Here is a 25,164-nt window from a genome sequence, read left to right on the forward strand (position 1 = left end):
CTAAGGCCAGGTTAAGTCTGGCCGTTTAGAATTCACGCGCGCGCACCTGCGCGCGGCTTCCCCTATTTCCACCCGGTCCCCGTACATGCAAAGAGTCTGGTTCAACAAAACATTTTCCTCGGTCGGCACGGCCATGCGCCTGATCCGCGAAGCCGATATGGCCGCCACTGGCGGTGCGCCCCGCTATCACATCGTGTGCAGCAATACGAACGCGCACGCGGCCGCCTTCTTGTCGGCCCACGAATACGCGGTCGAACCGTCGGGACTGACGGGCCACAACTATGTCGAGTGGTGCCTGGAATTTTGCCGCGACCGCAACATCACGATTTTCTGGCCCGGCAAGGAAGCGGGCCTGATCGGCAGCGCCAGCGCGCGCTTCGCCGCCCTCGGCACGCGCGTGCTCAGCGTGGCCACCGAAGAGGTACTGGACCTGATGCACGACAAGGCACGCTTCTGCGACGGCCTCGATCTGCCCATGGCGCGCCCGGCCGACTACCGCGCCGTAACCACCATCGAAGAATACGACGCCGCCTGGGCCGAACTGCGCCCGCTGCATCGCAAGCTGTGCATCAAGCCGTCCGAATCCGTGTATGCGCTGGGCTTTGCCATACTCGATGAAGAGCGCAGCAGCGCCCAGCTGCTGCTGGCCGGCGCCGCCTACCAGATCAATGCGCAAGAGCTGCGCAGCGGCCTGGCGCAGATGGAAACGTTCAAGACCCTGCTGCTGATGGAATACCTCGACGGCCACGAATACAGCGCCGACTGCGTCGCCGACCAGGGCAAGCTGATTTGCGCCGTGCCGCGCAAGAAGCTGCATGGGGGCGGCAGCGGCCAGCTGATCGAGCTGCGCGCCGACTTGCTGGCCGCCTGCGACAAACTGGCGCGCGACTATCGCCTCAATGGCGTGTTCAACATCCAGTTCCGCGAGGGTGCGAATGGCCTGGCGCTGCTGGAGATCAACCCGCGCATGTCGGGCGGCATCGGCATGGCGTGCGCGGCAGGCCCCAACCTGCCCTACCTGGCGCTGGCCGGTTTCGACCAGGGCTTTGACAAGCTCAGCGTGCCCGCCATCCACGAAGGCATGCGCGTGGGCGAAGCCGCCTACGCCGTGGAGCTGCCATGAACGCCGTCAAGCAGCAGATGCCCACGGGCGAGCTGACCCTGAAAGTGGACGAGGCGCGCTTTCCGCTGGACTGGCTGATCGGCTTTGCCGCGCGCGCCAACGCCAAGCGCGGCTTCCTGTTCCTGTCAAAAGTGCTGGGCAAGCACTGGCCCGTCACGCCGCGCGCCATGCAAGCCATCCACGACGACCTGGCCGCGCAGATACCCCCCAGCCTGCCCGGCCCCGTGGTCTTCATCGCCATGGCGGAAACGGCCGTCGGCCTGGGCCAGGGCGTGTTCGAAGCCTGGCTGCGCGCCAATCCGAATGGAAAAGCGCTATTTTTGCACAGCTCGCGCTATCGCGTTGGCAGTGTGCCCTTCTTCGAATTCGAGGAATCGCACAGCCACGCGCCGCGCCAGTTCCTGCATTTATCGGACGCGGCCAGCGCGCTGTTTTCCACCGCGCGCAGCCTGGTGCTGATCGACGATGAAGCGTCGACCGGCAACACCTTCGCCAACCTGGTGCAAGTGTGCCGCGCGCGCTATCCGCAGCTGGAAAAACTGCACCTGGGCGTGATCACCAATTTCATGGGCCAGGCCGCCAACGCGGGCTTGAGTGAGCGTTTCGGCCTGCCCACGACCATCGGCGCGGCGCTGTCCGGCCACTACGCCTTCCAGGCCGGCGATGCGCCGGCGCCGGTAGCGGCCAGCGCGCAGCGCTTCGAAGCGAATGCGGAACGCGGCGCCAGCCCCGCCTTCGGGCGCATCGGCGTGGGACGCGCACTCACGCCGCCGCAAGGCCTGGCGGTGCAACTGGCGCAGGAAATCGGCGCCGGCGACTCCGTGCTGGTGCTGGGCACGGGCGAATTCATGCACCCGTCGTTCCTGCTGGCGCGCGAACTGGAAAGCCTGGGCAAGAACGTGGTGGTGCAATCGACCACGCGCTCGCCCATCCTGTCGTGGGGCTCCGTCGGCCATATCGTCAACTGCGACGACAATTACGGCGAAGGCATCGCCAATTACCTGTACAACGTGGCGCCTGGCCAGTACCAGCACGTTTTCATCTGCCATGAAACTCCGGCCAGCCCGGCCCTCATGCAACTCGCCGGCCAATTGAATGGCCGCCTGTTCCACTTTCAGTCAGAGACCAAAATTGAAGAAATTCCTGTTTGTTGATCTGGACGACACACTGTTCCAGACCCCGAAAAAATGCCCGGGCGAGAGCGATTTGCAGCCGGCCGCCTATTTGAAAAATGGCGACGCCTGTTCGTTTACGACGGCGCGCCAGCGCGCCTTCTTTGAGTTCGCGCAAAGCGGCATGACCCTGATCCCCGCCACGGCGAGAAATGGCGACGCGTTTCGCCGCGTCGACCTGCCGTTTACCAGCTACAGCGTGCTCGATTACGGCGGCATCGTGCTGCAGCCTGGCGGCGCGCTCGACGCGGGCTGGCTGGCCCTGATGCAAAGCGACATGCAGACGGCGCTGCCCGGCCTGCAGGACGCCATGCGCATCATCGACGATTTCCAGATCAAGACGGGCATGCCCTCGCGCGCGCGCCTGATCGAGGATTACAACACACCGTTCTACATCGTCGTCAAGGACCATGAAGCGCGCGGCGAACGCCTGGCCGACATCGAAGAGCAAGTGCTGCAGCAGTGGATCGCCAGCGAAGGTTCGGACTACTTCATCCACCGCAATGGCAACAACCTGGCCGTGCTGCCGAAGACCCTGAACAAGGCGCGCGCCGTGGCTTACCTGCGCGCGGAGCTGGAAGCCGAACACGGCCCCATCGTCAGCTTCGGCATGGGCGACAGCCGCTCGGACGCGCGCTTCATGGCCGCCTGCGATTACGCCATCATCCCCAACGGCACCCAGCTGGCGGCACTCACGGTGGCGGCGCTATGACCGACGGTACGCAGCATTTCAGCGGCAGCTATCGCCAGGAAGACGTGGAGTTTCTGCTCACGCCGATGGCGCTCGAACCCATCCTCGATCTGGCCGAAAAAGAGCGCTTGATCCAGTCCGGCCAGCGCCACTACAGCGAGATGCTGTCGCCAGAGTCCCTGCCCTCACCCGCCTACCTGGCCCTGTTCCAGAGCGCGTTCGCGGCCAACCGCCTGCAAATGGCGCGGGACTGTCTGCGCCTGGCGGCCCTGATCGCGGCGCGCCGCACTGGCGCCATCACGCTGGTGTCGCTGGCGCGCGCGGGCACGCCCGTGGGCGTCATCCTGGGGCACTTGCTGCGCCAGGTATTCCAGCGCGAGTGCAGCCATTATTCCGTCTCCATCATCCGCGACCGCGGCATCGATGCGAATGCCTTGAAACACATCCTGGCGCAGGGCCACAGCGACGCTTCCCTCGTCTTCGTCGACGGCTGGACGGGCAAGGGCGTGATTTCGCGCGAACTGCGCCAGACCGTCAATGATTTCAACGCGGCCAATGGCACGGCCATCGACGGCGGCCTGTTCGTGCTGGCCGACCTGGCCGGCACGGCCGCCTGCGCCGCCTCGGCCAGCGACTACCTGATCCCGTCGAGCATTTTGAACGCCACCGTCTCGGGCCTGGTCAGCCGCTCCGTGCTCAATGATGCCATCGGCCCCGACGACTTCCACGGCTGCGTGTACTACGCGCAGTTCGAGCAGCACGACCAGTCGCGCGATTTCGCCGACGGCCTGGTGGCCGACGCCATGGCGATCGCCGCCAGCAGCGGCGTCCCGCTGGCCGAAGCGAGCGATGCGCCAGCCATGGCGGCACGCTCGCAAGCCTACATGGCCGCTGCGCAGCAGGAGTACGGCATCAGCGACATCAACCTGATCAAGCCAGGCATCGGCGAAGCGACGCGCGTGCTGCTGCGCCGCGTGCCCGAGCGCCTGATCGTGCGCGACACGAATGCGCCGGACGTGGCACATTTGCTGCTTCTGGCGCAGGAAAAAGCCATACCCGTCATAGTAGAACCGGCGCTGCCTTACCAGGCGGTCGCCCTTATCAGGAGCGCAGTCGATGGATAACAACTCCCTACACCCACAAAGTGAACACAAGGCGGCGCTGGGCGCCTCCATGTATGTGCCGACCACGCACAAGGACTTGCTGGCGATCGCCAATGGCGACAAATTCAGCCATTTGCGCTCGGTCATTCTTTGCACCGAAGACGCCATCGCCGAACGCGACCTCAGTTACGCGCTGTTCAATTTGTCGCTGGCGCTGCAAAACATGTGCGACGAATCGGATACCTTGCGCTTCGTGCGCGTGCGCAATCTCGACGTGCTGGCGCGCGTGCTGGCCATGCCCGGCGCCGACAAATTGAGCGGCTTCGTGCTGCCGAAATCCACGCGCCACAATTTCGCCGCGTATTTCGATCTCGTGCGCCACACGCATCATTTGCTGATGCCGACCCTGGAAACGGCGGAAGTGTTCGACGACGAAGAGATGAAGCAGTTCCGCATCGTTTTATCGGCACCGGAAGTGCGGCGCCGCATCCTGGCCCTGCGCATCGGCGGCAACGACTTATTGGCCCTGCTGGGATTGCGCCGCCCCACCAGCGGCACGATTTATTCAACGCCACTGGGCCAGGTCATCGGCCGCCTGGTCACCATCTTCAAGCCGCACGGTTTCCAGCTGACGGCGCCCGTCTTCGAGCACCTGTCGCAGGGCAGCTGGCTCGATGCCGAAGTGGCGCAGGACATGGCGCACGGCATGATCGCCAAGACGGCCATCCACCCGGACCAGGTGCCGCAGATCGAACGCCACTACCAGGTGGCGCAGTCGGACATCGAACTGGCGCTGCGCATCATCGACCCGGATAGCCCGGCCGTGTTCCGCATGCAGGAATCGATGTGCGAAGTGGCCACGCACAGCAGCTGGGCGCAGCGCATCATCGAACAGGCGCGCCTGTTCGGCATCCGCCATGCGGCCGACGGCGCCGCGGCGCCCGCCCCCCATTTGCATCACTCCTTGAATACTCAACTCTCCAGCGACGAAGGGATTGCACGACCATGACCAATTTCACACGCGGACAAAAAGGCAAACTGGCGGACCTGGGCTTGAATGGCCCGTTTGCCGTCACGCTCGATATCGCATCGGGCTCGATGGAAGTGGACGTCAGCTGCTTCGGCGTCGATGCGGCCGGCAAGCTGTCGGACGACCGCTACATGGTGTTCTTCAACCAGAAAAGCGCGCCGAACAACGCCATCACGGTGGACTTGAACGGCCCCCGCTCCACCTTCCAGGTCGACCTTTCCCGTCTGCCAGCCTCGATCGACAAGCTGGTGTTCACGGCGGCGACGGAGCAAGGCAGCATGCGCGCGCTGGGCAACTCCAGCATGGCGCTGGGCCAGGCAGCCACGTTCGCCTTCACGGGCAATGACTTCCAGGACGAAAAAGCCGTCATCATCGGCGAGCTGTATCGCCGCGACGGCAGCTGGCGCTTCGGCGCCGTGGGCCAGGGCTTCGCCGGCGGCCTGGCGGCGCTGCTGAAGCACTTTGGCGGCAGCGAGGCGGCTTCCTCGTCCCCTGCTCCCGTGTCCACGCCAGCAGCGCCACCGCCACCACCGGCAAATAAAATCTCGCTGTCGAAAATCCGCCTGGAAAAACGCGGCGACAAGATTTCGCTCGACAAGCGCGACAGCGGCGGCTATGGCCGCATCAAGGTCAACCTGAACTGGAACCAGAACGCCGCGCAAGGCCAGGCGCCCGCCTCCAAGCTCGACACGGGCTTCCTCGGCAAACTGTTCAACAAACCGGCCAGCCGTTCGGGCGGCATCGACCTCGATATCGGCTGCCTGTTCGAAATGAGCAATGGCAGCAAGAGCGCCGTGCAAGCGCTGGGCAACAGCTGGGGCGCCTATGACAGGCCGCCGTACATTCACCTGGAAGGCGACGACCGCACGGGCAGCATCAGCAGCGGCGAAAACATCTTCATCAACGGCACCCATTTCGACCAGATCAAGCGCGTGCTCGTGTACGCCTTCATCTACGAGGGTGTGCCGAACTGGGCCGCCACGGATGGCGTCGTGACGATCGAAATTCCCGGCCAACCGACGGTGGAAGTGCGCCTCGACAGCGACAGCCAGCACGCCATGTGCGCCATCGCCATGCTGGAAAACCACGGCGGCAACCTGCAGGTGACAAAACTGGTGGAATACTTCGGCGGCCAAGGTAAAATCACGGCGCACCAGGCCATGGATGAAAGATATAACTTTGGCTTGAACTGGAAAGCCGGACGGAAAGACTAACTCTTTCTCCAACTAAACAATTCACCCCTTAACATGACCCCTACGACCAAAAAAGTCACCTTCGCCTTCGTCATCTTCCTCGTGGCCGGCTTCCTGCTGCTGGCCGCCTATACGTGGATGGCCCTCAGCTTCTCGTACTCGGAAGGCGAACGGGCGGGCTACCTGCAAAAGTTCTCCAAACGGGGCTGGATTTGCAAGACATGGGAGGGTGAATTGCTGCTGACGGCGCTGCCGGGCACCATCCCGGAAAAATTCCAGTTCAGCGTGCGCGATGAAGAAGTGGCGAAGCAACTGACGGCCGCCGCCGGCAAGCGCATCCTCGTCACCTACAGCCAGCACAAGGGCGTGCCGACGCAATGCTTCGGCGAGACGGAGTATTTTGCCGATAAAGTCGTCTTGAGCCAGTAATAGAGACAGTAATACGACCGTAAGTCCAGCAGCATCGCGCCGGCCAGCCCTTCCAGGCCGGCGCCTCCCCTCCCGCCGCATCCTTGGCGCGCCTCACACATTCTCACTTTCTTATACACTAGGGCAATTAGTTCTGACTGAGACATTTTACGAATGTAGTAAATGTGCGTGGTGATTGCGCCGTCGCATGATGCCCAGCCAGCCAACCTTCAGCCTGTATCATCACCGGAAATGTCATGCGCATCTGCCACCCTGTCCTGGCCTTGCTGGCCGTCTCGCTTCCCCTCTCCGTCCAGGCACAGGATATCTCCGGCATGGCCGGCGCCCTGAAAGTGCACTCGACCAATGAGCGCACCTTTGTCGCCGCCGTCAGCTACACGCAGCCGGTGGGACACTACAACGCCGTCAGCCTGTCGTATATCAACGAAGGCCACCCGGAAGACCATCACCGCGACGGCATGGCGGGCCAGTTCTGGCTGCGCACGAAAAAAGTGGAGCAGGGCCTGATGCTGGGCGCCGGCGTGGGCCGCTACTTCTTCTTCGACACGGCCAGAACCGACGACGGCCTGCACAACTTCGACAATGACCATGGCTGGGGCTCCATCGTCAGCCTGCAGGCGCGCTGGCAATTCGATAATCGCTGGTATGCGCAAGCGCAGCTCAACCGCATCAAGCCCGATGGCAAGGACAACACCACGCACCTGCTGATCGGCGCCGGCTACCGCTATGACGGCGTGCCGGGCGCCAAGCTGCACTTGCAGAACTGGGCGCACGACGACACCTTGACACTCTCGACGGGCCACACCATCGTCAACAGCTTGCGCTCGGAAAGTGCGCGCCCGTTCACGCTGGAATACCGGCGCGCGGCGGGAAAATACGTGGACTGGACAGTCACCGCCCTCGATGAAGGCGATGCCGACCTGGCGCACCGGCGCGGCGTGGCCGCCCAGCTGTGGCTGATCCGTTCACTCAATGAAAAGGTGGAATTCGGCATGGGTGGCGGCCCCTACCTGGCGTGGGACGGGCGCGATACCCAGGGCCACAGCACGCGCCTGACAGGCTTGCTATCGGCCACAGCCCGCTACCACCTCGACCGCCGCTGGGTGGCGCAAGTGGCGTGGAACCGGGTCGTCACCGATTATCACCGCGATGCCGATGTGCTACTGGTGGGGGTGGGACGGAAGTTTTGAGGGCGAAACCAGTCCCGGTGGGACTGGTTCCGAATCCTGTTAACGTGAACGCCAGACGGCGCCAGCGTCGTTAGGCTGCGTCAAGCGTTCGATCACCTCGCGCGTCAAACTGGCCGAGCTGACTTGTCCGGCTTTTGCGCGGGCGGCGCTCAAGGAACTGGAAAAGACCGTTTGCGGCTGCTCCAGGCTGGCGCGCAGGGCGGCCAGCTCGCGCTCTTGCTGCTGCGCGCGCGCCGTGTCCTGTTCCAGCAACTGCTGCCTGGCGGCGGCCATCGCGCGCGTGGTCGCGGCGGCCTTGCGCTGCAGGGCCGCATGCGCCTGGGCGCTGGCCAGCAAGGCTTGCTGCGCCGCGAGTTTCTCGCTGGCGGCCTGCTGCGCGACCCGTTCCAGCTGCTCGCGCTGGCGCATGGCGTCGAGCGCCTGCTGTTCCATGGCGGCGCGCGTTTCGGCCGCCGCTGTCGCCTGCTTTTCCGCTTCCAGGCGGCCGGCGATGGCTTGCGAGGCGCGCTCTTCGGCGCTGCTGGTCTGGCGCTGCTGCACCAGTTTTTGCGCGATCAGGGACAGCGACTCGCGTTCGGCCGCGACGAAATCGCGCTCGGACGCCAGCAGCGCGTCGGCCGCTTGCGCCTTGTCTTCTTCCACGCGGGCGCGCTCGCTATGCACTTGTCCCAGTTCCACGGCCAGGCGCGCCTGCGCCTGCACGGCTTGCGCGGCAGCCGCTTTCTGCTCGCCTTCAACCAGCGCCTGGTCCATCAGGATGCGAATGGCGTCGGCTTCCTTGTCCGCCGCTTCCCGCAAGGCCTGTTCGGCCGCGTACTGGCCGCGCAGCAGTTCGGCTTGCGCGTCTTCTGCGGCGATGCGTTCCTGCGCCGCGTTGCACGCCAGCGCTTCGGCTTCGAGTTTCTCTTTCAAGGCGGCCAGGGCGGCTTGTTCGGCGGCCAGGCGCGCCTGTTCGGCCTGCAGCAGTTGCTCCGCCTGCCGGGCTTTTTCCTGCGCCAGTTGCGATACCTGCGCCTGCGCAGCCAATGTCGCCTTGCCGGCATCGACCTCGGCCTGCTCGGCTGCGTTCTGGCTGGCGGCCAGTTCCGACGCCTGGCGCGCCAGTTCGGCGCGTTCCTGCGCCAGGCTGGCGGCGCGCTGCTGCTCTTCCAGTTCACGCGCCGCTGCCACGGCGGCTGCCTGCTCGGCCGCTTCGCGCGCCTTGGTCTGTTCCAGTGCGGCCGTTTCCGCTTCCAGCTTGGCGTGGCCGGCGATTTCCGCATCCTGTTCGGCCGCTACGCGGGCCAGCGCCACGGCGCGCAGCTGGCGGTCCACCTCGATGCGCGCCTCGGTGGCGGCCAGGATGCGCACGTCGGCATCGCGGCGCGCCTGCGCGCTGGCCACGGCGACCATTTCCAGGCGCTCGCGGTGGATGGCCGCGTCGCGCAATTCCTTTTCCGTCTGCAGGCGCAAACGCAGGGACTGCGCCGCATGGCGTTCCGATTCCGCCTGCGCCAGCGCGATGGCTTCGCGTTCCTGCTCCAGGTGCGCCAGCGCGCGCGCTTCTTCCAGGGCGCGCACTTCGGCGGCGGCGCGGTTGAAGGCCGATTCCAGCGCGATCTGGTCGGCGCGCTCGCGCTGCACCGTCAAGTCCAGCGCTTCGCTTTCCGCTTCGGCCAGCATCTGCGCCGTCTGGCGCGCACCGTGTGCATGGCGCTCGCGTTCACGCGCCAGCACGGCGACTCGTGCGTCGGCCGAGGCGATGCCCACCATTTCTTCCTTGGCCGCCTGCACGGCGGCGACGCGCTCGACGGCTTGCAGGCGCGCCTGCTCCGTCTGCACCTGCAATTCTTCGGCGGCGCGGGCGGCCTGATCGGCCAGTTCCGACTGCACCGCCACTTGCTCGCAGGCGCGCAAGCGGCTTTCCTGTTCCGCGCGCGAACGCTGTTCGGCGGCCAGGCGGATGGCATTGTCGGACTCCACGCGCGCGCGCAGTTCGGCCGTCTCCTGCTTGACCGCTTCCAGGCGGGCCACGCTGGCTTGCGCGGCGGCGCGCATGGTATCGAGACGTTCGCGATTGGCGGCAATCGCTTCTTCGGCTGCCTGCGCATTTTGCTGTGCGGCGGCGGCGGCGGCCGCGTCGATGGCGGCGCGGTCCTCGGCCAGCGAGCGCACGCGCGCCTCGGCCAGCGCGCGGCTCTCGGCGGCGCAGGTGGCCTTCGCTTCCGCTTCCACGCGGGCAATCGCCTCGTGGATGGCTTTCAATTCCATTTTCTGGCGTTCGGCAGTGGGCGCCTTGGCGTCGGTTTCGGCTGTCGGCTCGGCTTGCGACTCGGACATGGGGGTGGCCGGAGCGGCAGGGACAGGCGCAGGTACGTCAGCCTTGCGCTCCAGGTCCTTGAAATCATGCAGCGAGACCATGCTGTCCTGGTCGAACTCGTCGTCGGCCGAATAGGCGACGGTGAGGGAGGCGGCCTGGCGCTGATTTTGCTGTGCTTGCATGATTTCTCGCTTATTCGGGTGAATTCCATTGCTTATGGGAATTTATTACCACCATTATCGAACAGGCATGCACAAATCAGCGCCGCAAGAAGAGCGACTTTTACCACGCTTTTCGTGCGTTTAGGTCAAATAGACCACAATGGCGCTTCATCCATCAGCGCCACCTGCTCCCTGAGTTCCAGGATGCGGTCCTGCCAATAGCGCTGCGTGTTAAACCACGGGAAGGCGACGGGGAAGGCGGGGTCGTCCCAGCGGCGCGCCAGCCAGGCCGAATAATGGATCAGGCGCAGGGTGCGCAGCGCTTCGACCAAGTACAGCTGGCGCGGGTCAAAATCGCAAAAATCTTCATAGCCGGCCAGGATGTCGCTCATCTGGCGCACCTGGTCGCCGCGCTCGCCCGACAGCATCATCCACAGGTCCTGGATGGCCGGGCCCATGCGGCTATCGTCGAAATCGACGAAATGGGGGCCGGCGTCCGTCCACAGCACGTTGCCGCCATGGCAATCGCCATGCGTGCGCAGCACGGCCACGTCACCCGCGCGGTCATAGCAGCGCTTGACGCCATCGAGCGCCTGCTGCGCCACGCTGGAATACGCGGCCAGCAGTTCGGGCGGCAGGAAATTGCCCTCCAGCAAGAACTCGCGCGGCTCGACGCCGAACGTCTGGTGATCGAGCGCCGGCCGTTCCTGGTAGGTGGACAGCCCACCGACGGCGTGGATGCGGCCGATGAAACGCCCTATCCATTCCAGGGTGGCCGGGTCATCCAGCTCGGGCGCGCGGCCGCCGTGGCGGGGGAAGACGGCGAAGCGGAAGCCCTGGTACTGGTGCAGGGTGCTGCCGTTGATTTCCAGCGCCGGCACCACCTGGATTTCGCGCTCGACCAGCTCGGACACGAACGCATGCTCTTCCAGGATGGCCGTATCGCTCCAGCGCGCGGGGCGGTAAAACTTGGCCACCAGCGGCGCGCTGTCTTCGATGCCTACCTGGTAGACGCGGTTTTCGTAGCTGTTCAGGGCCAGCAGGCGGCCATCGCCGCGCAAGCCCACGCTGTCGAGCGCGTCGAGCACGCAATCGGGGCTCAGGGCGGAAAAGGGATGGACGGGCCGGTCGTCCTCGTGCGGCTGGTTTTCATTGTGCATAAGCGACATTGTAAGGCGCGCGCGGGCCGCCGGTGCAAACACTTCGGTGATGAAACGCCGCAAGGCGTATACTGGCGGCTTACATTCAATACAAAGAGCAAGCCATGCAACTCGAACAGCCATTATCAGAAAAAGAATTCGACGAACTAGACCAATTCCTGTTGTCGGAGCGCTGCTCCGAAGACGCGATGACCATGGATATGCTGCACGGCTATCTGACGGCCGTCGCCATCGGCCCGGAACCGATCATGCCAGCCGAGTGGTTGCCGCGCGTGTGGGGCGAAGATGCCGAAGATGCACCGAAGTTCAAGAACAGCAAGGAAGAAGAACGCATCGTCAACCTGATCATGCGCTTCATGAACGAAGTGCTGGTGACGTTTGAAGTGGCGCCGAAGGAATTCGAAGCCCTGTTCGTCGAGCACGACTACGAAGGCCAGACCCTGATCGACGCCGAAGCCTGGTGCTGGGGCTTCTGGGACGGCATGGAGCTGCGTCCTGGCTCGTGGAACGAGATCTGGACCTCCGAAGTGGCCGAGCTGATGCAGCCGATCTACCTGCTGGGCGCCGACGAAATCAAGGAAGAAGAACTGAAACTGGTGGAAGACCCGGTCAAGGCGCACAAGCTGGCGCAGGAACTGGAAGCGAACCTGCCGGCCATCCACCGTTTCTGGGTACCGCGCCGCAAGGCACCGGTGCAAACCATGAAACGCGAAGAGCCGAAAGTGGGCCGCAACGACGACTGCCCTTGCGGCAGCGGCAAGAAGTTCAAGAAATGCTGCGGCGCCGAGACGGCAGCCGAGTAATCCCGCAGTAGCATCCCTGTTGCGCCGGCGTCCTGCCGGCGCAGCGCTGGCGCTGGCCCCCGGGCTATAATCGCCGCATGAAACTCCCCGACCTGAACCTGCTCGTCGCCCTCGACATCCTGCTCGAGGAAGGCAGCGCCGTGGCCGCCGCGCGGCGCATGCATCTGAGCGCACCGGCCATGAGCCGCACCCTGGCGCGCATCCGCGACGCCATCGGCGACCCCGTCTTCGTGCGCTCCGGGCGCGGCCTGGCGCCTACTCCGCGCGCGCTGGAATTGCGCGAGCAGGTGCGCGGCGTGGTGGAGCAGGCGCACGCCATCTTCACGTCCGGCCGCGAAGTCGACCTGCGCACGCTGGAGCGCACCTTCAGCCTGTGCGCCAACGACGTGTTCGTCGGCGCGTATGGGGGCAAGCTGCGCGACCTGCTGGCCAGCCATGCGCCGCACACGGTGCTGCGCTTCGTGCCCGAAGGCGATGGCGCCACGGAAAACGACGCCCTGCACGCGGGCCGCATCGACCTGTACATCAGCGCGCGGCGCGCCTTTGCGCCCGACATCAAGCTGCAGCAGCTGTTTACCAGTTCCTTTGTCGGCATCGCCCGCAGCGACCACCCGCTCTTCGACGGCCCCATCACCCTCGACAGCTTTACCGAGTACGAACATATCAGCGTCTCGCGGCGCGGCCTGGCGCGCGGCCCGTTCGACACCATCCTGGCCGAGCGGGGCTACACGCGCCGCGTCTCGCTGATCAGCCCCAACTTCCAGTCCGCCATTTTCGCCGTGGCCGATTCGCGCCTGCTGCTGCCGCTGATGCCCACGCCCCTGTTGCCCATCGTCGAGCGCCTGGGCTTGAAGCTGCGCACGTTCGAACTGCCGATTCCCGTCGACAGCGTGGAAGTATTCCAGGCCTGGCACCCGCGCCTCGACCACGACCATGCGCACCGCTGGTTGCGCCGCATGATCAAGGAGCTGTGCGGCAGCACGCCGCGAGATGAATGAATCATTGCGTCTGACGCAATTCAGACTTCATCAATGATCAATTTTCATCATATTTAGCGCTACCTATACTGCGTGGACTGATCCTCATCCACGGAGTTCCCTGTGTCCGCTGTACCGTTTCCCGGCGCCGCCCCCGCGGCCGCGCCACCCGCAGCTCCCATTTTCGGCCTACGCCTGGCCACGGGCCTGGCCGGCGTGCTGCTGGCCGTGCTGGTGTCCGGCCTGAATGAAAACATCACCAAGGTCGCGCTGGCCGACATCCGCGGCGCCATGGGCATCGCGCGCGACGACGCCAGCTGGCTCGTGGCCCTGTATGCGGCCGCCTCGGTGTCGGCAATGGCGTTCGCGCCGTGGTGCTCCGTCACCTTCTCGCTGCGCCGCCTGACGGCCAGCGCCATCATCGTCTGCATGGCCGCCGGCGTGCTCTGTCCATTCGCGCCGAACCTCTCCGTGCTGATCGTCCTGCGCGTGGTGCAGGGCGCGGCCGGTGGCGCACTGCCGCCCATGCTGATGACGGTGGCGCTGCGCTTCCTGCCGCCGAATATCAAGCTGTATGGTCTGGGCGGCTATGCGCTGAGCGCCACCTTCGGTCCCAGCCTGGGCACGCCGCTGGCCGCCTTCTGGACCGAGTACCTGGGCTGGCAATGGGCCTTCTGGCAAATCGTCCCGGGCAGCATCTTCGCCCTGCTGATGGTGTCCTGGGGCTTGCCGCAAGACCCGCTGCGCCTGGAGCGCTTGCGCCAGTTCGACTGGCGCGGCCTGCTGCTTGGCCTGCCCGCCATCAGCATGCTGGTGGTGGGATTGCTGCAGGGCGAGCGCCTGGCGTGGTTCGCCTCGCCGCTGATCTGCGTGCTGCTGGGCGGCGGCGTGCTGCTGCTGGTGCTGTTCTTCATCAACGAATGGTCGCATCCGCTGCCGTTTTTCAAGCTGCAGCTGCTGTCGCGGCGTAACCTCAGCCACGCCCTGCTGACCCTGGGCGGCGTGCTGTTCGTGCTGCTGGCCGTGATCCTGATTCCCTCGTCCTACCTGGCGCAGGTGCACGCCTACCGCCCGCTGCAGACGGCGCCCGTGATGCTGATGGTGGCGCTGCCGCAGCTGATCGCCCTGCCGCTGGTGGCCGCCCTGTGCAATCTGCGCGCCGTCGACTGCCGCTGGGTACTGGCCATCGGCCTGGCCCTGCTGGCCCTGTCCTGCGTGCTCGGGGCGCGCATGTCGCCGGACTGGATCCGCACGCATTTCTACCTGCTGCAGGCGCTGCAGATCTTCGCCCAGCCGATGGCCGTGATTCCCCTGCTGCTGCTGGCCACCACGGGCCTGGCGCCGCAGGATGGCCCGTTCGCCTCGGCCTGGTTCAACACCATCAAGGGCATGTCGGCCGTCGTCGCCACCGGCGTGCTCGATGCGCTGATCACGCGCCGCAACCATTTTCATTCGACGGTGCTCAGCGAACGCCTGGGCAACCTGCCCGGCGCCGTGGACGTGGCAGGTTTGGATCCGGGCCTGGCGCAGCGCATGCATGCGCAAGTCGTCACCCTGACCTCGTCCGACCTGTACCTGATCGTGGCCGCCATCGCGCTGGCCATGATTGTGATCATTCCCATCCTGCCGACGCGCGTCTATCCGCCGCGCGCCGCCTGACTTTTACTTCAAGAAAGAGCATCACCATGCAAACACCCATACTGCGCTCACGCGCCTTTCTTCTCGGCCTGGCCCTGCTGGCCTGCGCCCTCGCCTTTTGTGCCTGGCAACTGCTGTTCGCCCGTGGCGACGAACAACGCACCGACGACGCCTTTGTCAGCGCCGACTACACCGTGCTCTCCCCCAAGGTGGGTGGCATCGTGCGGGACGTGCTGGTGGAAGACAACCAGACTGTCAAGGCCGGTGATCTGCTGGCGCGCATCGATGACCGCGATTACCAGGCCGCCGCCGCCTCGGCCCGCGCCGAGGTCGCTGGCGCCGAAGCGCAGCTGGCGAATGCCCGCGCCACGGTGCAGCGCCAGCAATCGGTGATCGAGCAGGCCAGCACCCTGGTCGACGCCAACCAGGCGGAAGACAAACTGGCGCAGCAGGAGCTGGCCCGTTCGCAGCACCTGGCCGGCCAGGGCGCGGGCAGCGTGCAGAACGCGCAGCAGGCGCAATCGCGCTTCGACGTGAGTCGCGCGCGCCTGGCGCAAAACCGCGCCGCCCTCGTCGCCACCCGCAAGCAGACGGACATTTTGCAAGCGCAGCAAGGCGCGGCCAAAGCGGCCCTGCTGCGCGCCCGCGCCAGCCTGCAACGCGCCGAACTGGATTTGTCGCATACGCAGCTGCGCGCCCCCATCGACGGCATCGTCGGACGCCGCGCCGTGCGCGTCGGCGCCCTGGTGGCGCCTGGCGCCAACCTGATGGCCGTGGTGCCCTTGAACCGCAGCTTCATCGTCGCCAACCTGCAGGAAACCCAGTTGACCCACGTGCGCCAGGGCCAGCGCGCCAGCATCGCCGTCGACGCCTATCCGGACGTGCTCCTGCGCGGCACGGTGCACAGCATCGCCCCCGCCACGGGCGTGACGTTCGCCGCCATCGCGCCGGAAAACGCCACCGGCAACTTCACCAAGGTGGTGCAGCGCATCCCAGTCAGGATCGCGCTCGATCCGGGCCAGGATGGCGAACATCGCCTGCGCGTGGGCATGTCGGCCGAAGTGCGCATCGATACGGCCATGCGTCGCCAACAGCTGCAACAGGTGAGCGCGCGATGAAAGCACTGATTTTCATGACGGCCGTGGGCCTGGCCGGCTGCGCCAGCGTCGGCAGCGACTTCCAGCGCCCGCACAACGATCTGGGACAGCAATGGCGCCAGGCGCAGGACGCCCGTTTCGCCGCGCAGCAGGATGGCGCCATCGAACAGCGCTGGTGGGACAGCTTTGGCGACGCGACTTTATCCGCCCTGCTGCAGCGCGCCGCCGGCGCCAACCTCGACCTGCTGGCGGCCAGCAGCCGGCTGGAACAGAGCCGCGCCGCGCGCGGTGTGGCCGGCGCCGCGCAAGGCCCGTCCCTGGGCGCGAATGGCAGCTATGGCCGCGCGCGCAACAGCGAACAAGGCTTGAGCGACCCGTCGCGCCACAACGGCCAGGCCGCCTACAGCCTGTGGCAAGGCAATCTCGACGCGGTCTGGGAACTGGACCTGTGGGGCCGCGTGCGGCGCGAAGTGGAAGCGGCTGACGCGCGCGTCGAGGTGGCCGTGGAAACGCAGCGCGGCGTGCTGCTGGCAGTGCTGGCCGAGACGGCGCGCGACTACATCGAATTGCGCGGCGCGCAGCAGACCCTGTCCATCACGCAGCAACTGCTCGATATCGCCCGCCATACCTTGAACCTGACGCGCATCCGGCTGCAGGAAGGCGCGGCGACGCAGCTCGACGAGGCCGAAGCGGCGGCCCACGTGGCCACCATCGAGGCGCGCCTGCCGCCGCTGCAGCAGCGCGAAGAGCGCCTGGGCAATGCCCTCGCCCTCCTGCTGGCGCTGCCGCCGCAGTCCCTGCGGGCGGAACTGGCAGTGAAACAGGACATTCCGGCCGTGGCCATGCAGGTGCAGCTGGGCGTGCCGAGCAGCCTGGCCGAACGGCGTCCCGACATCCGCCGCGCCGAAGCGCAGCTGCACGCGGCCACGGCCGCCATCGGCGTGGCGCAAGGCGATTTTTATCCGCGCATCACGCTCTCGGGCAGCGTCGGCCTGCAGGCGATGCAGCTGTCCGACATCGGCTGGGACGCCAAACGCTTCGCCTTCGGCCCCGGCTTCAGCGTGCCCCTGTTCGATGGCGGCCGCCTGCGCGGCAACTTGCAATTGCGCGAGGCGCAGCAGCAGGAAGCGGCCATCGCCTACCGCCAGACGGTACTGGCCGCCTGGCACGAGGTGGAAGATGCGCTGTCTGGCTACCAGGCCAACGCCCGCCGCCAGGCCAGCCTCGATGCAGCCGTCAAGCAGGGACGCCGGGCGCTGGGCAGCGCGGAACTGCAGTACCGCCAGGGCGGCACGGACTTGATCAACGTGCTGCATGTGCAAAACACCTTATTGAACAACGAAGCGGCGCTGGTCGACAGCCGCGCCACCGCTGCGCTGTCGCTGGTCCAGGTCTACAAGGCGCTGGGCGGCGGCTGGCAAGCATTTACAAGCACCTCGCAAGGAAGCACGCCATGAAACCGCATCCCGCACATTTCTCCATCCACGACGTCAGCGACTTTCCCATTGTGCGCTTTCGCCCTGAAACGGCCATCACCGGCTATGCCCCGCTATGGGAAAACGACATGGACGCCCTGCTGCGCCATGGTGCACCGTTCGTCCTGCTGTTCGAAGAGGAACGCAGCGACGAAGCGCACATCGACCGCAAACGCCGCGGCCTGTGGCTCAAGCATAACAAGGTGGCGCTGGCCGCCCTTTGCCGGGGCCTGGTATCGGTCGAGGCGGACGCGGAGCAGCGCGCGCGCCTGCAGGCGATGGCGGCCGGCGCCATGAAGGCCTTCGGCATCCTGCAGGAAGTCGCCGCCACGCGCGAACAGGCCGAGGCCCTGATGGTGTGGCTGCTCGGTAGCGGCCAGATGGCGCGGCCGCGCGCGGCGGACGTCTGGTGAATCAGGCGGCCCTGCGCACCGCGCTTCTGGCGGGGATGACGCAGACGTCGCCATCGCTGCTGGTCGCCGTCGTCAGGGCGATGCCGTACAGCGCGGCCAGGGCGGGAACCGCCTCGGCATCGCTGGCGATATCGGCGACCAGCTGGCCCGAACGCACCAGCAGCAGCCGCTCGAAGCCCAGCAAGGCATGATTGATGTCGTGCAGGATGGCGACGACGGCGTGGCCGCGCGCGGCGCAAAACTGCTGCAGGCTATCGAGCAGATCGAACTGCAGGCCGGGATCGAGCGCCGCCAGCGGTTCGTCGACGAGTATCAAGCCATTTTGTACGTCCCACATCTGCGCGAAGAGGCGCGCTAGCTGCACCCTGGCCTGCTCGCCGCCGGACAGGGTGTCCAGGCGGCGACCCAGCAAATGCGCGGCGTGCGCCAGCGCGGCCGCCTCCTGCACGATCCGCTCCAGCTGCGGGTCGACCAGGCGCGCCACCCGCCCCAGGCCGATCACCAGCGCGCACCGCAATCCAAAAGCCACGTTCGAGCCTTGCGGCAGGACGGCGCGGCGCCGCGCCAGGTCGGCCAGCGGCCACTGCGCCAGCGGCCGGCCCGCGAATATCACCTGTCCCGCCTGCGGCTGCAGTTCGCGCGCCATCAGTTTCAACAGGGTCGATTTGCCCGCGCCGCTGGGACCGAGGATGGCGATGCGCTCGCCGGGCGCCACCCGCACATTGAAGGGGCCGAAATACTGCTGGCCAAGTTGGGTGGTGGCGAAGGAGAGTTCCAGCAGCGACGTCATGTTCACCTCTAGGCGCTGGCGTGGCGGAAGCGCCGCAACAGCATCAGGAAAAATGGCCCGCCCAGCAAGGCCGTGAAAATACCGACGGGGACTTCCGCGGGAATGGCGACCGTGCGCGCCAGGGTGTCGGCCAACAGCAGCAGCAAGCCGCCCATCAGCATCGCCAGCGGCAGCACGCGGCGCTGGTCGGCGCCCAGCCAGGTGCGCACCAGGTGCGGCGCGATCAGGCCAATAAAACCGATGCCGCCGCACCAGGCGACGGCAAAACCCGTCAGCACGGCCACCAGCACGATCACCTGCGTGCGCAGCCTGCCCACGTCGATACCCACATGCAGCGCCTGCGCCTCACCCAGCGCCAGCGCATTCAATGAACGCATCAGGAAGCGCGTGGCCCACAGCGCGCCGGCCAGCACCAGCAGCAACGCCGCCACCTGGCGCCAGCTGCCGGCCGACAGCGAGCCGAGGGTCCAGAAAGTCAGGGTGCGCAGCTGGTCGTCGCTGGCCAGGTAGATGCACAGGCCCATGACGGCCACCGTAATGGCATTGAGCGCCACGCCCGTCAGCAGCAGGCCGACGATGGAGCCTGGCGTGGCCCAGCGGGCAACGCGGTCGAGCAGCACGCAAATGAGCATGGCGCCGGCAAACGCGGCGGCGGGCAGCAGCCACACGCGCAGCTCGGGCGCCACGTGCAGACTGGCGGCGAAGACGATGGTGGCCGCGCCCGCGCAGGCGGCGCCGCTGCTCACGCCCAGCAGCCCCGGGTCGGCCAGCGGATTGCGGAACAACCCTTGCGTCAGGCCGCCGGCCAGCGCCAGCGCGGCGCCGATCAGGATGGCAAACAGGGCGCGCGGCAAGCGGATATGCCACAGCACGTAGGCGCCACCGGACAGCGCCGCGTCGCCCGCTTGAAACGGCGCCAGCCAGTCGGCCAGGGTCACGGGTACGGCACCCGCCTGCACGGCGATGAGCAAGCCGCAAGCCAATGCGCCCGCCAGCAGAGCGCCAGCACCCCAGCGTGACCAGGACACTGCCGGCGTCATCGCGCGCACGTTCATGCGGCCATGGCTTTGGCAAAGGCGGCGTCGAGTTCAGCCAGCGCCTGCGGCATGCGCGGACCAAAGCCCAGCAGCAGCATGGCTTCCAGCGAGACGATGCGGTGCTTGCGCCCGGCCGGCGTCTGCGCCAGGCCGGGCAGTTTCAAGATGCCGTCCACGCCGCCCGAGGCTTTCAAGCCCTGATCCGTGACGAGCACGATATCGGGCCGCGCGGCGATCACCGCTTCCGGCGTAAGGGGCTTGTAGCCGGCGAATCCGCCCTGCCCGCCCATCACGTTGACGGCGCCCGCATACGCGAGCATGGCGTCGGCGCCCGTCTCGCGCCCGCCCACCATCACCTGGTTGGGCGCATGGGCGAGGATGAACAGCACGCGCACGGGTGCATGCTGGCGCTGGCGCACCTTGCCCAGGGCGCCGTCCCACTGCTGCTGCAAGGCTTGCGCCAGGCGCGCGGCGGGGTCGGCACGGCCCGTGATCTGGCCCACCTGTTTCACGCGCTCGAGCAAGCCTTCGAACTGGTTATTCGCGTTCAGCACCGCCACCGGCACGCCCGCGTCGCGCACCTGTCGCAGCACCGCTTGCGGCCCCGCCTCCTCGGTGGCGATCAGCTGCGTGGGCGCCAGCGACAGCACGCCCTCGGCCGACAGGGTGCGCGCATAGCCCACCTGCGGCAGCTGTTGCGCCACGGCCGGATACAGCGACGTCGTATCGACGCCCACCAGCTCGCCCTGCGCCCCGAGCGCGTAGACGATTTCCGTCAGGGCGCCGCCGACGCTGACGATGCGCCGCGCTTTGACCACAGGTTTGCCCGCGTCGGACACGGCGGCCAGCACCTGCATCGGCGCGGCCAGGGCCAGCGCTCCCGCCCCCATTTTTTTCAGCGCGATGCGGCGCGCCACGCTGGCGGCGATCATGCGGCGCATAGTTCGCCCTCCTGCGCCACTCTGTCGACGATATGGCGCCATTCGCACAATTCATGCACGCCCGGCTTGCGTTCGCCGAAGAACATGACGATGGTGTCGCCCTTCGCGTCGAACAGTTCCACCGACGTCACCAGGCCATCGACGGTGGGCTTTCTGACCACCCAGGCGCTGGCGATATGGTCTTCGCGCAAATGCAGGTTGAAGCGCGTGTCGAGGACATTGATCCACGGCCCCATCACGGCGATCTTGTGCACAGGCCCCGAATGGATCTGGATCATGCCGGCATTGCCGACGAAGGCCATGATGGACACCTTTTCGAGGGCGGCGCTATTGAGCAGGTCGAGCACGCAGGATTTGTCGATCTGTTGCACGAAGCGCGCCTCGGCCAGGCGCAGGCCTTGCAGGCGCGAGACCGCATACTTTTTCAGCACGGTGAAAAATTCATGCGTGTCGCGCAAATCGGCCCAGGCGGCGCGAAAGCCGGCCACGTCGATCTGCGCGTCGGGCAATTCCGCTGGCGGGGCCACCGGCGCCGTCACGGCAATGCCGGCCGCCTGGTTTGCGTCGGCAAAATGCGCCACCAGCGCGTCGTAGGCGGCCAGGTCGCTGTGCGGCTTGAGGAAAATCTTGTGCACGGCATGGCCGGCCGCATCGAAAAATTGCAGGCTGCGCTGCACCGCGTTTTCGCCCTCGTTCACCTCCCGAACGGCAAAGCCATGTGCCCAGTGACGGTAAAACACGCGCAAGTCGATGTCGCCACCGAGCACCAGGCCCACATGATTATTATGGCTGGCTTTTCGATAGACGCCCGTCTTTTCATGCACGCACGAGGCGTTGCGCGTCAGCGCCATGACTTCGCCCAGCGGTTCCAGCGCGGCGACGATGGCGGGCCAGTCGGCCTGCAGGCGTACGGCGCCCAGCAAGGCGCCATCGGCCAGCGACAGGCCCGCATGCGCGGCGATCAGCTCGCCTTCGGCCATGCCCAGTTCCTCGGCGATGTCGCGGTGGCGGGCTTTCTTTTCGCGGCGCAGGCGGGCAAATTCGCTGGCGACCAGTTCGGTATTGCAAATGGGGAACGTGCTCGACACGGTGTCTCCTTTCAAGGCGAACACTGGCTGGCATGCGGAAGGCTGGCTGGTGGTGGGGGAATCTTGAAATCAATTATAAATGAGAATCATTCGCAATCAAGACTTTATGTGCAAAAAAAAAACGCCGCGACAGGAAACCCGTCGCGGCGCAAAGGAGACCGATCGATACAGCCGATCAGTTCAGGAAAACAGGATCAGGCGCTGGCCTGCACGCCCGGCATGGCCGGCGCCTTGGGCGCGGGACGCTGCGCCAGCAAGACCACGGCGGCCAGCACCATGGCGCCGCCCAGCAATTGCGTGCCGCTGACCGATTCTTTCAGCATGGTCACGCCGAACGCCATCGTGATCACAGGTTCAAACGTGGAAATGATGGAAGCCTTGGCCGCGCCGATCTGCGCCACGCCGGCAAAGAAGGCGGCAATCGCGATGGCCGTCGAGAACAGGGCGATGGCGCTGACGGCCAGCCAGCCCGTCGCCGTGCCCGGCAAGGCCACGCCTTGCCACAGGGCAATCGCAGTATTCGACAGGCCAGCCGTGCCCAGGATCACCACACAGGCGGCCAATGGGTGAATATTCTCGCGGCTTTTCGACAGGCTGTTGCCAAACAGGATGTACACGGCGTACACGCCGGCGGCCATCAATGCCAGCGCGATGCCGATGGGCTGGCCCTGCAGCTTGCCGCCCAGGGTGATGGCCATGCCGGCAATGGCCAGCGCCATCAGCACCAGCATGCGCCGGTCCAGCTTTTCCCAGCCCAGCGCCAGCGCCAGGATCGTCACCAGCACGGGATACACATACAGCAGCATGCCGCACAGGCCGCTGCTGGCATACATGAGGGCATTGAAATAGCCTTGCGACTGGGCCGTGTACATCAGGCCCATCAGCATGTAGCCGGCCAGCAGGCGGCCGCGCGGCAAGCGCCAGCCACCGAGCCACACGAGCGGCAGCAACAGCATGGCGGCGATGACGAAACGCAAGGCCAGCATGGTCGACGGGTTGACCCCGGACGCATAGGCCGCCTTGGCAAACACTGCGGAACTGCCGAAACCGGCGGCCGACAACAACACCAGCGCAACGGCGCGGCGATCAGACATGACTAAACCTCTTTGAGTACACCTGGGCAAACCTGCTGCGTATCGCGACGGTTTTCCCAGGCGTTGTAAATATAAATGCCAAGCAAGGCTGGCGATAATTCATGCGTGAATCCTATTGCGGGTCACTTCACGCAGTGACGGCATCATATTCGCTTGCGCAAAATGAAACAAACCAATATTCTTCACGGATAGGCCCAATATTACTGAGGCTCAATTCTCTTGAAGAGTGCCATGTCACGTCCCTTGCCCCCGCTCGCCGCCCTGCACGCCTTCGAGGCGGCCGCCCGCCATGAAGGCTTCCAGCGCGCGGGCGAAGAATTGCACGTCTCGGCCGGCGCCATCGGCCACCACGTGAAACAGCTCGAAGCGTGGCTGGGCGTCGTGCTGTTCCAGCGCCTGCCGCGCGGCGTGGTGCTCACCAGCGCCGGCCAGCGCTATGCGGCCTCGCTGGGGCCGATACTCAACCAGCTGGCCGACGTCTCCGAACAGGCGCGGCGCCAGGGCGATGACAAGGTGGTGACGGTCACGGCCACCAGCTCGCTCGTCTCGCGCTGGCTGATGCCGCGCCTGGGCCGCCTGCGCGACCGCTATCCGCAGATCGAACTGCGCGTGCTGGCCTCGATGCACCCGGTCGACCTGGCGCGCGATGGCGTCGACGTGGCCATCCGCCTGGGACCGGGCCGCTATCCGGGCCTCAAAGTCGATTTATTGATGGAAGAATGGTTTTCCGCCGTCTGCAGCCCCGGCTTTCGCGCCAACGCGGCCAGCCTGCGCCAGCCCGCCGACCTGCTGCGCTATCCGCTGCTGCACGACGAGCCGGAAGTGCACCTGCCCGGCGAAATCGACTGGACGCGCTGGCTGCACAGCTGCGGCGTGCATTACAGCGGCAATAGCGGCAACAGCGGCGCACGCTTTTCGCACACGTATTTATGCCTGGACGCGGCAGCCAGCGGCCAGGGCGTGGCCATCGCGGCCAGCCCCCTGATCGGCGACGACCTGCGCTCGGGCCGCCTGGTGCGCGTCTTCGAACACGCGGTGCGCGGCCCCCACTGCTATTATCTGCTGCGCTCGCCCCAGGCGGAAACGCGGCCCCTCGTGCATGCGTTCTGCGAATGGCTGATCGCCGAGGCGCGCGCCGACCAGGAAACCGTCTGGCCCACCGTGGAGAGCGCATGACGAACAGGGAACTGGCGCGCAGCGCCCAATACATCGTCCAGCATGAATACGAACAGGCCACGGTGACGGCGGCCGATGGGTGGCAAGCCAGCCTGGGCGAGTTCTATGGCGATCCGGCCGTGGCCTTGATTGATGCTGATGAACAATGGTGCGCCGTGGCGGGCGAGGGATTGGTGCTGTGCCGGCTGGGTCAGCCGTTCGGGCAGTGCACGGCATATTTCCGCCAGCCCGGCGAAGTGCGCTGGGTCACGGCTTTACGGCAAACGGGGCCGTTTGCGCTGGAGTGGCAGGGCGAGGATGGGGATTGGCACAGCCTTGCCTTTGAGGTGGCTGTGTCGGGTTACGCGCCAAGGCGCTAACCCGACCTACGCCGACCTGCGCCAACGGTTGCAATGACCCGTAGGTCGGGTTAGCGCATAGCGCGTAACCCGACAACACCATTACAGTTTAATAAAATGCTCACGGTAGTATTTCAGCTCTTCGATCGACTCCAGGATATCGGCCAATGCCGTGTGCTTCTGGTGTTTCTTGAAGCCGGTGGCGATTTCCGGCTTCCAGCGCTTGCACAGCTCTTTCAATGTCGATACGTCAACATTACGATAGTGGAAGAACGCTTCCAGCTTCGGCATGCCGCGCACCATGAAGCGGCGGTCCTGGCCGATGGTGTTGCCGCACATGGGCGACTTGCCTGCCGGTACGTATTTCTTCAGGAACGCGATCAGTTCCGCTTCCGCCTGCGCTTCCGTCACGGTCGACGCTTTCACCTTGTCGATCAGGCCCGAGCGGCCATGCGTGCCCTTGTTCCAGGCATCCATCTTGTTCAGCGTTTCATCCGACTGGTGGATCACGAACACGGGGCCTTCGGCCAGCAGGTTCAAATGCATGTCCGTCACCACCACCGCCACTTCGATGATGCGGTCGGTATCGGGCTCCAGGCCCGTCATTTCCATGTCGACCCAGACCAGGTTCATCTCGTTTGGACGTGCCGGCACGGCGGGTGCGGGGGTGGATGCAGAGGTGGGTGCAGATAAGTCGGTCGCTTGTGACATAATTCTCTCTTGGCCTAATCAAACTAAATAATCAG

The 25,164-nt window shown here is 65.8% G+C and carries 24 protein-coding genes; 16 read left to right on the forward strand and 8 right to left on the reverse strand.

Annotated elements, in window-relative coordinates; all coding sequences use genetic code 11:
- The first annotated feature begins 85 nt into the window (after positions 1 to 85).
- The 8 genes from ACP7DW_RS26625 (at position 86) to ACP7DW_RS26660 (ending at position 7,931) form a co-directional block, all read left to right on the forward strand.
- Positions 86 to 1,123: an ATP-grasp domain-containing protein gene (locus tag ACP7DW_RS26625; protein ID WP_426057450.1), complete on the forward strand. Its 1,038-nt coding sequence runs from the start codon at positions 86 to 88 to the stop codon at positions 1,121 to 1,123.
- Positions 1,120 to 2,277: a phosphoribosyltransferase domain-containing protein gene (locus ACP7DW_RS26630; protein ID WP_426057449.1), complete on the forward strand. Its 1,158-nt coding sequence runs from the start codon at positions 1,120 to 1,122 to the stop codon at positions 2,275 to 2,277. The genes ACP7DW_RS26625 and ACP7DW_RS26630 overlap by 4 nt, the downstream gene beginning before the upstream one ends.
- The gene (locus tag ACP7DW_RS26635; protein WP_426057448.1) at positions 2,255 to 3,007 is read left to right on the forward strand and encodes an HAD family hydrolase; all 753 of its coding nucleotides are present in this window, start codon (positions 2,255 to 2,257) and stop codon (positions 3,005 to 3,007) included. The genes ACP7DW_RS26630 and ACP7DW_RS26635 overlap by 23 nt, the downstream gene beginning before the upstream one ends.
- Complete coding sequence (locus ACP7DW_RS26640) at positions 3,004 to 4,110, forward strand: cysteine protease StiP family protein (RefSeq protein ID WP_426057447.1); 1,107 nt, start codon at positions 3,004 to 3,006, stop codon at positions 4,108 to 4,110. The genes ACP7DW_RS26635 and ACP7DW_RS26640 overlap by 4 nt, the downstream gene beginning before the upstream one ends.
- Complete coding sequence (locus ACP7DW_RS26645) at positions 4,103 to 5,098, forward strand: HpcH/HpaI aldolase/citrate lyase family protein (RefSeq protein ID WP_426057446.1); 996 nt, start codon at positions 4,103 to 4,105, stop codon at positions 5,096 to 5,098. Before ACP7DW_RS26640 ends, ACP7DW_RS26645 begins: the two co-directional genes overlap by 8 nt.
- Positions 5,095 to 6,333, forward strand: a complete 1,239-nt coding sequence (locus ACP7DW_RS26650) for a TerD family protein (protein WP_426057445.1) — start codon at positions 5,095 to 5,097, stop codon at positions 6,331 to 6,333. Before ACP7DW_RS26645 ends, ACP7DW_RS26650 begins: the two co-directional genes overlap by 4 nt.
- 33 nt (positions 6,334 to 6,366) lie before the next feature.
- Positions 6,367 to 6,741 carry a hypothetical protein gene (locus tag ACP7DW_RS26655; protein WP_071078763.1) on the forward strand — a complete coding sequence of 125 codons (375 nt, stop codon included), beginning with the start codon at positions 6,367 to 6,369 and terminating at the stop codon, positions 6,739 to 6,741.
- 236 nt (positions 6,742 to 6,977) lie between these two features.
- Positions 6,978 to 7,931, forward strand: coding sequence for a hypothetical protein (locus tag ACP7DW_RS26660; RefSeq protein WP_426057444.1), 954 nt, complete (start codon positions 6,978 to 6,980; stop codon positions 7,929 to 7,931).
- Positions 7,932 to 7,970: 39 nt separating this feature from the next.
- Here the strand turns inward: ACP7DW_RS26660 and ACP7DW_RS26665 are convergent, their stop codons facing one another.
- A complete protein-coding gene (locus ACP7DW_RS26665) occupies positions 7,971 to 10,412 on the reverse strand; it encodes a hypothetical protein (RefSeq protein WP_426057443.1) in 2,442 nt (813 codons plus the stop codon).
- Positions 10,413 to 10,537: 125 nt separating this feature from the next.
- Positions 10,538 to 11,551: a serine/threonine protein kinase gene (locus ACP7DW_RS26670; protein WP_426057442.1), complete on the reverse strand. Its 1,014-nt coding sequence runs from the start codon at positions 11,549 to 11,551 to the stop codon at positions 10,538 to 10,540.
- Between the two features lie 104 nt (positions 11,552 to 11,655).
- Here ACP7DW_RS26670 and ACP7DW_RS26675 point away from each other — a divergent pair, with 104 nt between their 5' ends.
- From ACP7DW_RS26675 to ACP7DW_RS26700, 6 genes are all read left to right on the forward strand, one after another.
- Entirely contained in the window at positions 11,656 to 12,354 is a 699-nt protein-coding gene (locus ACP7DW_RS26675) for a UPF0149 family protein (RefSeq protein ID WP_426057441.1), read from the forward strand.
- A gap of 77 nt (positions 12,355 to 12,431) precedes the next feature.
- Positions 12,432 to 13,352 carry a LysR family transcriptional regulator gene (locus ACP7DW_RS26680; protein ID WP_426057440.1) on the forward strand — a complete coding sequence of 307 codons (921 nt, stop codon included), beginning with the start codon at positions 12,432 to 12,434 and terminating at the stop codon, positions 13,350 to 13,352.
- 102 nt (positions 13,353 to 13,454) lie between these two features.
- Positions 13,455 to 14,990 (forward strand): MFS transporter, encoded by a 1,536-nt coding sequence (locus ACP7DW_RS26685; protein ID WP_426057439.1) that lies wholly within the window; start codon positions 13,455 to 13,457, stop codon positions 14,988 to 14,990.
- A 26-nt stretch (positions 14,991 to 15,016) separates the two neighbouring features.
- A complete protein-coding gene (locus tag ACP7DW_RS26690) occupies positions 15,017 to 16,087 on the forward strand; it encodes an HlyD family secretion protein (RefSeq protein WP_426057438.1) in 1,071 nt (356 codons plus the stop codon).
- Positions 16,084 to 17,523, forward strand: a complete 1,440-nt coding sequence (locus tag ACP7DW_RS26695; protein WP_426057437.1) for an efflux transporter outer membrane subunit — start codon at positions 16,084 to 16,086, stop codon at positions 17,521 to 17,523. The genes ACP7DW_RS26690 and ACP7DW_RS26695 overlap by 4 nt, the downstream gene beginning before the upstream one ends.
- Complete coding sequence (locus ACP7DW_RS26700) at positions 17,520 to 17,954, forward strand: hypothetical protein (protein WP_426057436.1); 435 nt, start codon at positions 17,520 to 17,522, stop codon at positions 17,952 to 17,954. Before ACP7DW_RS26695 ends, ACP7DW_RS26700 begins: the two co-directional genes overlap by 4 nt.
- A gap of 1 nt (position 17,955) precedes the next feature.
- On the opposite strand, the gene ACP7DW_RS26705 is transcribed toward ACP7DW_RS26700, so the two are convergent.
- The 5 genes from ACP7DW_RS26705 to ACP7DW_RS26725 form a co-directional block, all read right to left on the reverse strand.
- Positions 17,956 to 18,744 (reverse strand): ATP-binding cassette domain-containing protein, encoded by a 789-nt coding sequence (locus ACP7DW_RS26705; protein WP_426057435.1) that lies wholly within the window; start codon positions 18,742 to 18,744, stop codon positions 17,956 to 17,958.
- Between the two features lie 8 nt (positions 18,745 to 18,752).
- Positions 18,753 to 19,799 carry a FecCD family ABC transporter permease gene (locus ACP7DW_RS26710; RefSeq protein WP_426057434.1) on the reverse strand — a complete coding sequence of 349 codons (1,047 nt, stop codon included), beginning with the start codon at positions 19,797 to 19,799 and terminating at the stop codon, positions 18,753 to 18,755.
- The gene (locus ACP7DW_RS26715) at positions 19,796 to 20,722 is read right to left on the reverse strand and encodes a heme/hemin ABC transporter substrate-binding protein (protein ID WP_426057433.1); all 927 of its coding nucleotides are present in this window, start codon (positions 20,720 to 20,722) and stop codon (positions 19,796 to 19,798) included. The genes ACP7DW_RS26710 and ACP7DW_RS26715 overlap by 4 nt, the downstream gene beginning before the upstream one ends.
- Positions 20,710 to 21,810 carry a hemin-degrading factor gene (locus ACP7DW_RS26720; RefSeq protein ID WP_426057432.1) on the reverse strand — a complete coding sequence of 367 codons (1,101 nt, stop codon included), beginning with the start codon at positions 21,808 to 21,810 and terminating at the stop codon, positions 20,710 to 20,712. The genes ACP7DW_RS26715 and ACP7DW_RS26720 overlap by 13 nt, the downstream gene beginning before the upstream one ends.
- A gap of 194 nt (positions 21,811 to 22,004) precedes the next feature.
- Positions 22,005 to 22,904, reverse strand: coding sequence for a DMT family transporter (locus ACP7DW_RS26725; protein WP_426057431.1), 900 nt, complete (start codon positions 22,902 to 22,904; stop codon positions 22,005 to 22,007).
- A gap of 231 nt (positions 22,905 to 23,135) precedes the next feature.
- Here ACP7DW_RS26725 and gcvA point away from each other — a divergent pair, with 231 nt between their 5' ends.
- Entirely contained in the window at positions 23,136 to 24,080 is a 945-nt protein-coding gene (gene gcvA / locus ACP7DW_RS26730) for a transcriptional regulator GcvA (protein WP_071078774.1), read from the forward strand.
- A complete protein-coding gene (locus ACP7DW_RS26735; RefSeq protein ID WP_426057430.1) occupies positions 24,077 to 24,439 on the forward strand; it encodes a hypothetical protein in 363 nt (120 codons plus the stop codon). The genes gcvA and ACP7DW_RS26735 overlap by 4 nt, the downstream gene beginning before the upstream one ends.
- An 81-nt stretch (positions 24,440 to 24,520) precedes the next feature.
- Here ACP7DW_RS26735 and orn read toward each other — a convergent pair whose 3' ends face one another.
- Positions 24,521 to 25,129: an oligoribonuclease gene (orn, locus tag ACP7DW_RS26740; protein ID WP_180287809.1), complete on the reverse strand. Its 609-nt coding sequence runs from the start codon at positions 25,127 to 25,129 to the stop codon at positions 24,521 to 24,523.
- Between the last annotated feature and the right edge of the window lie 35 nt (positions 25,130 to 25,164).

It is taken from the genome of Janthinobacterium sp. PSRC1-1 (assembly GCF_049897525.1).
GTDB lineage: Bacteria > Pseudomonadota > Gammaproteobacteria > Burkholderiales > Burkholderiaceae_D > Janthinobacterium > Janthinobacterium tructae.

Bases quoted from the DNA above. Each gene is read 5' to 3' on its own strand.
- ACP7DW_RS26725 (WP_426057431.1), bottom strand. From the start codon at position 22,904: ATGTCTGATCGCCGCGCCGTTGCGCTGGTGTTGTTGTCGGCCGCCGGT.
- ACP7DW_RS26670 (WP_426057442.1), bottom strand. From the start codon at position 11,551: ATGCACAATGAAAACCAGCCGCACGAGGACGACCGGCCCGTCCATCCC.
- ACP7DW_RS26645 (WP_426057446.1), top strand. From the start codon at position 4,103: ATGGATAACAACTCCCTACACCCACAAAGTGAACACAAGGCGGCGCTG.
- ACP7DW_RS26640 (WP_426057447.1), top strand. From the start codon at position 3,004: ATGACCGACGGTACGCAGCATTTCAGCGGCAGCTATCGCCAGGAAGAC.
- ACP7DW_RS26675 (WP_426057441.1), top strand. From the start codon at position 11,656: ATGCAACTCGAACAGCCATTATCAGAAAAAGAATTCGACGAACTAGAC.
- ACP7DW_RS26700 (WP_426057436.1), top strand. From the start codon at position 17,520: ATGAAACCGCATCCCGCACATTTCTCCATCCACGACGTCAGCGACTTT.
- ACP7DW_RS26715 (WP_426057433.1), bottom strand. From the start codon at position 20,722: ATGCGCCGCATGATCGCCGCCAGCGTGGCGCGCCGCATCGCGCTGAAA.
- ACP7DW_RS26630 (WP_426057449.1), top strand. From the start codon at position 1,120: ATGAACGCCGTCAAGCAGCAGATGCCCACGGGCGAGCTGACCCTGAAA.
- ACP7DW_RS26660 (WP_426057444.1), top strand. From the start codon at position 6,978: ATGCGCATCTGCCACCCTGTCCTGGCCTTGCTGGCCGTCTCGCTTCCC.
- ACP7DW_RS26710 (WP_426057434.1), bottom strand. From the start codon at position 19,799: ATGAACGTGCGCGCGATGACGCCGGCAGTGTCCTGGTCACGCTGGGGT.
- orn (WP_180287809.1), bottom strand. From the start codon at position 25,129: ATGTCACAAGCGACCGACTTATCTGCACCCACCTCTGCATCCACCCCC.
- ACP7DW_RS26655 (WP_071078763.1), top strand. From the start codon at position 6,367: ATGACCCCTACGACCAAAAAAGTCACCTTCGCCTTCGTCATCTTCCTC.
- ACP7DW_RS26735 (WP_426057430.1), top strand. From the start codon at position 24,077: ATGACGAACAGGGAACTGGCGCGCAGCGCCCAATACATCGTCCAGCAT.
- ACP7DW_RS26680 (WP_426057440.1), top strand. From the start codon at position 12,432: ATGAAACTCCCCGACCTGAACCTGCTCGTCGCCCTCGACATCCTGCTC.
- ACP7DW_RS26650 (WP_426057445.1), top strand. From the start codon at position 5,095: ATGACCAATTTCACACGCGGACAAAAAGGCAAACTGGCGGACCTGGGC.
- ACP7DW_RS26690 (WP_426057438.1), top strand. From the start codon at position 15,017: ATGCAAACACCCATACTGCGCTCACGCGCCTTTCTTCTCGGCCTGGCC.
- gcvA (WP_071078774.1), top strand. From the start codon at position 23,136: ATGTCACGTCCCTTGCCCCCGCTCGCCGCCCTGCACGCCTTCGAGGCG.
- ACP7DW_RS26625 (WP_426057450.1), top strand. From the start codon at position 86: ATGCAAAGAGTCTGGTTCAACAAAACATTTTCCTCGGTCGGCACGGCC.
- ACP7DW_RS26665 (WP_426057443.1), bottom strand. From the start codon at position 10,412: ATGCAAGCACAGCAAAATCAGCGCCAGGCCGCCTCCCTCACCGTCGCC.
- ACP7DW_RS26695 (WP_426057437.1), top strand. From the start codon at position 16,084: ATGAAAGCACTGATTTTCATGACGGCCGTGGGCCTGGCCGGCTGCGCC.
- ACP7DW_RS26705 (WP_426057435.1), bottom strand. From the start codon at position 18,744: ATGACGTCGCTGCTGGAACTCTCCTTCGCCACCACCCAACTTGGCCAG.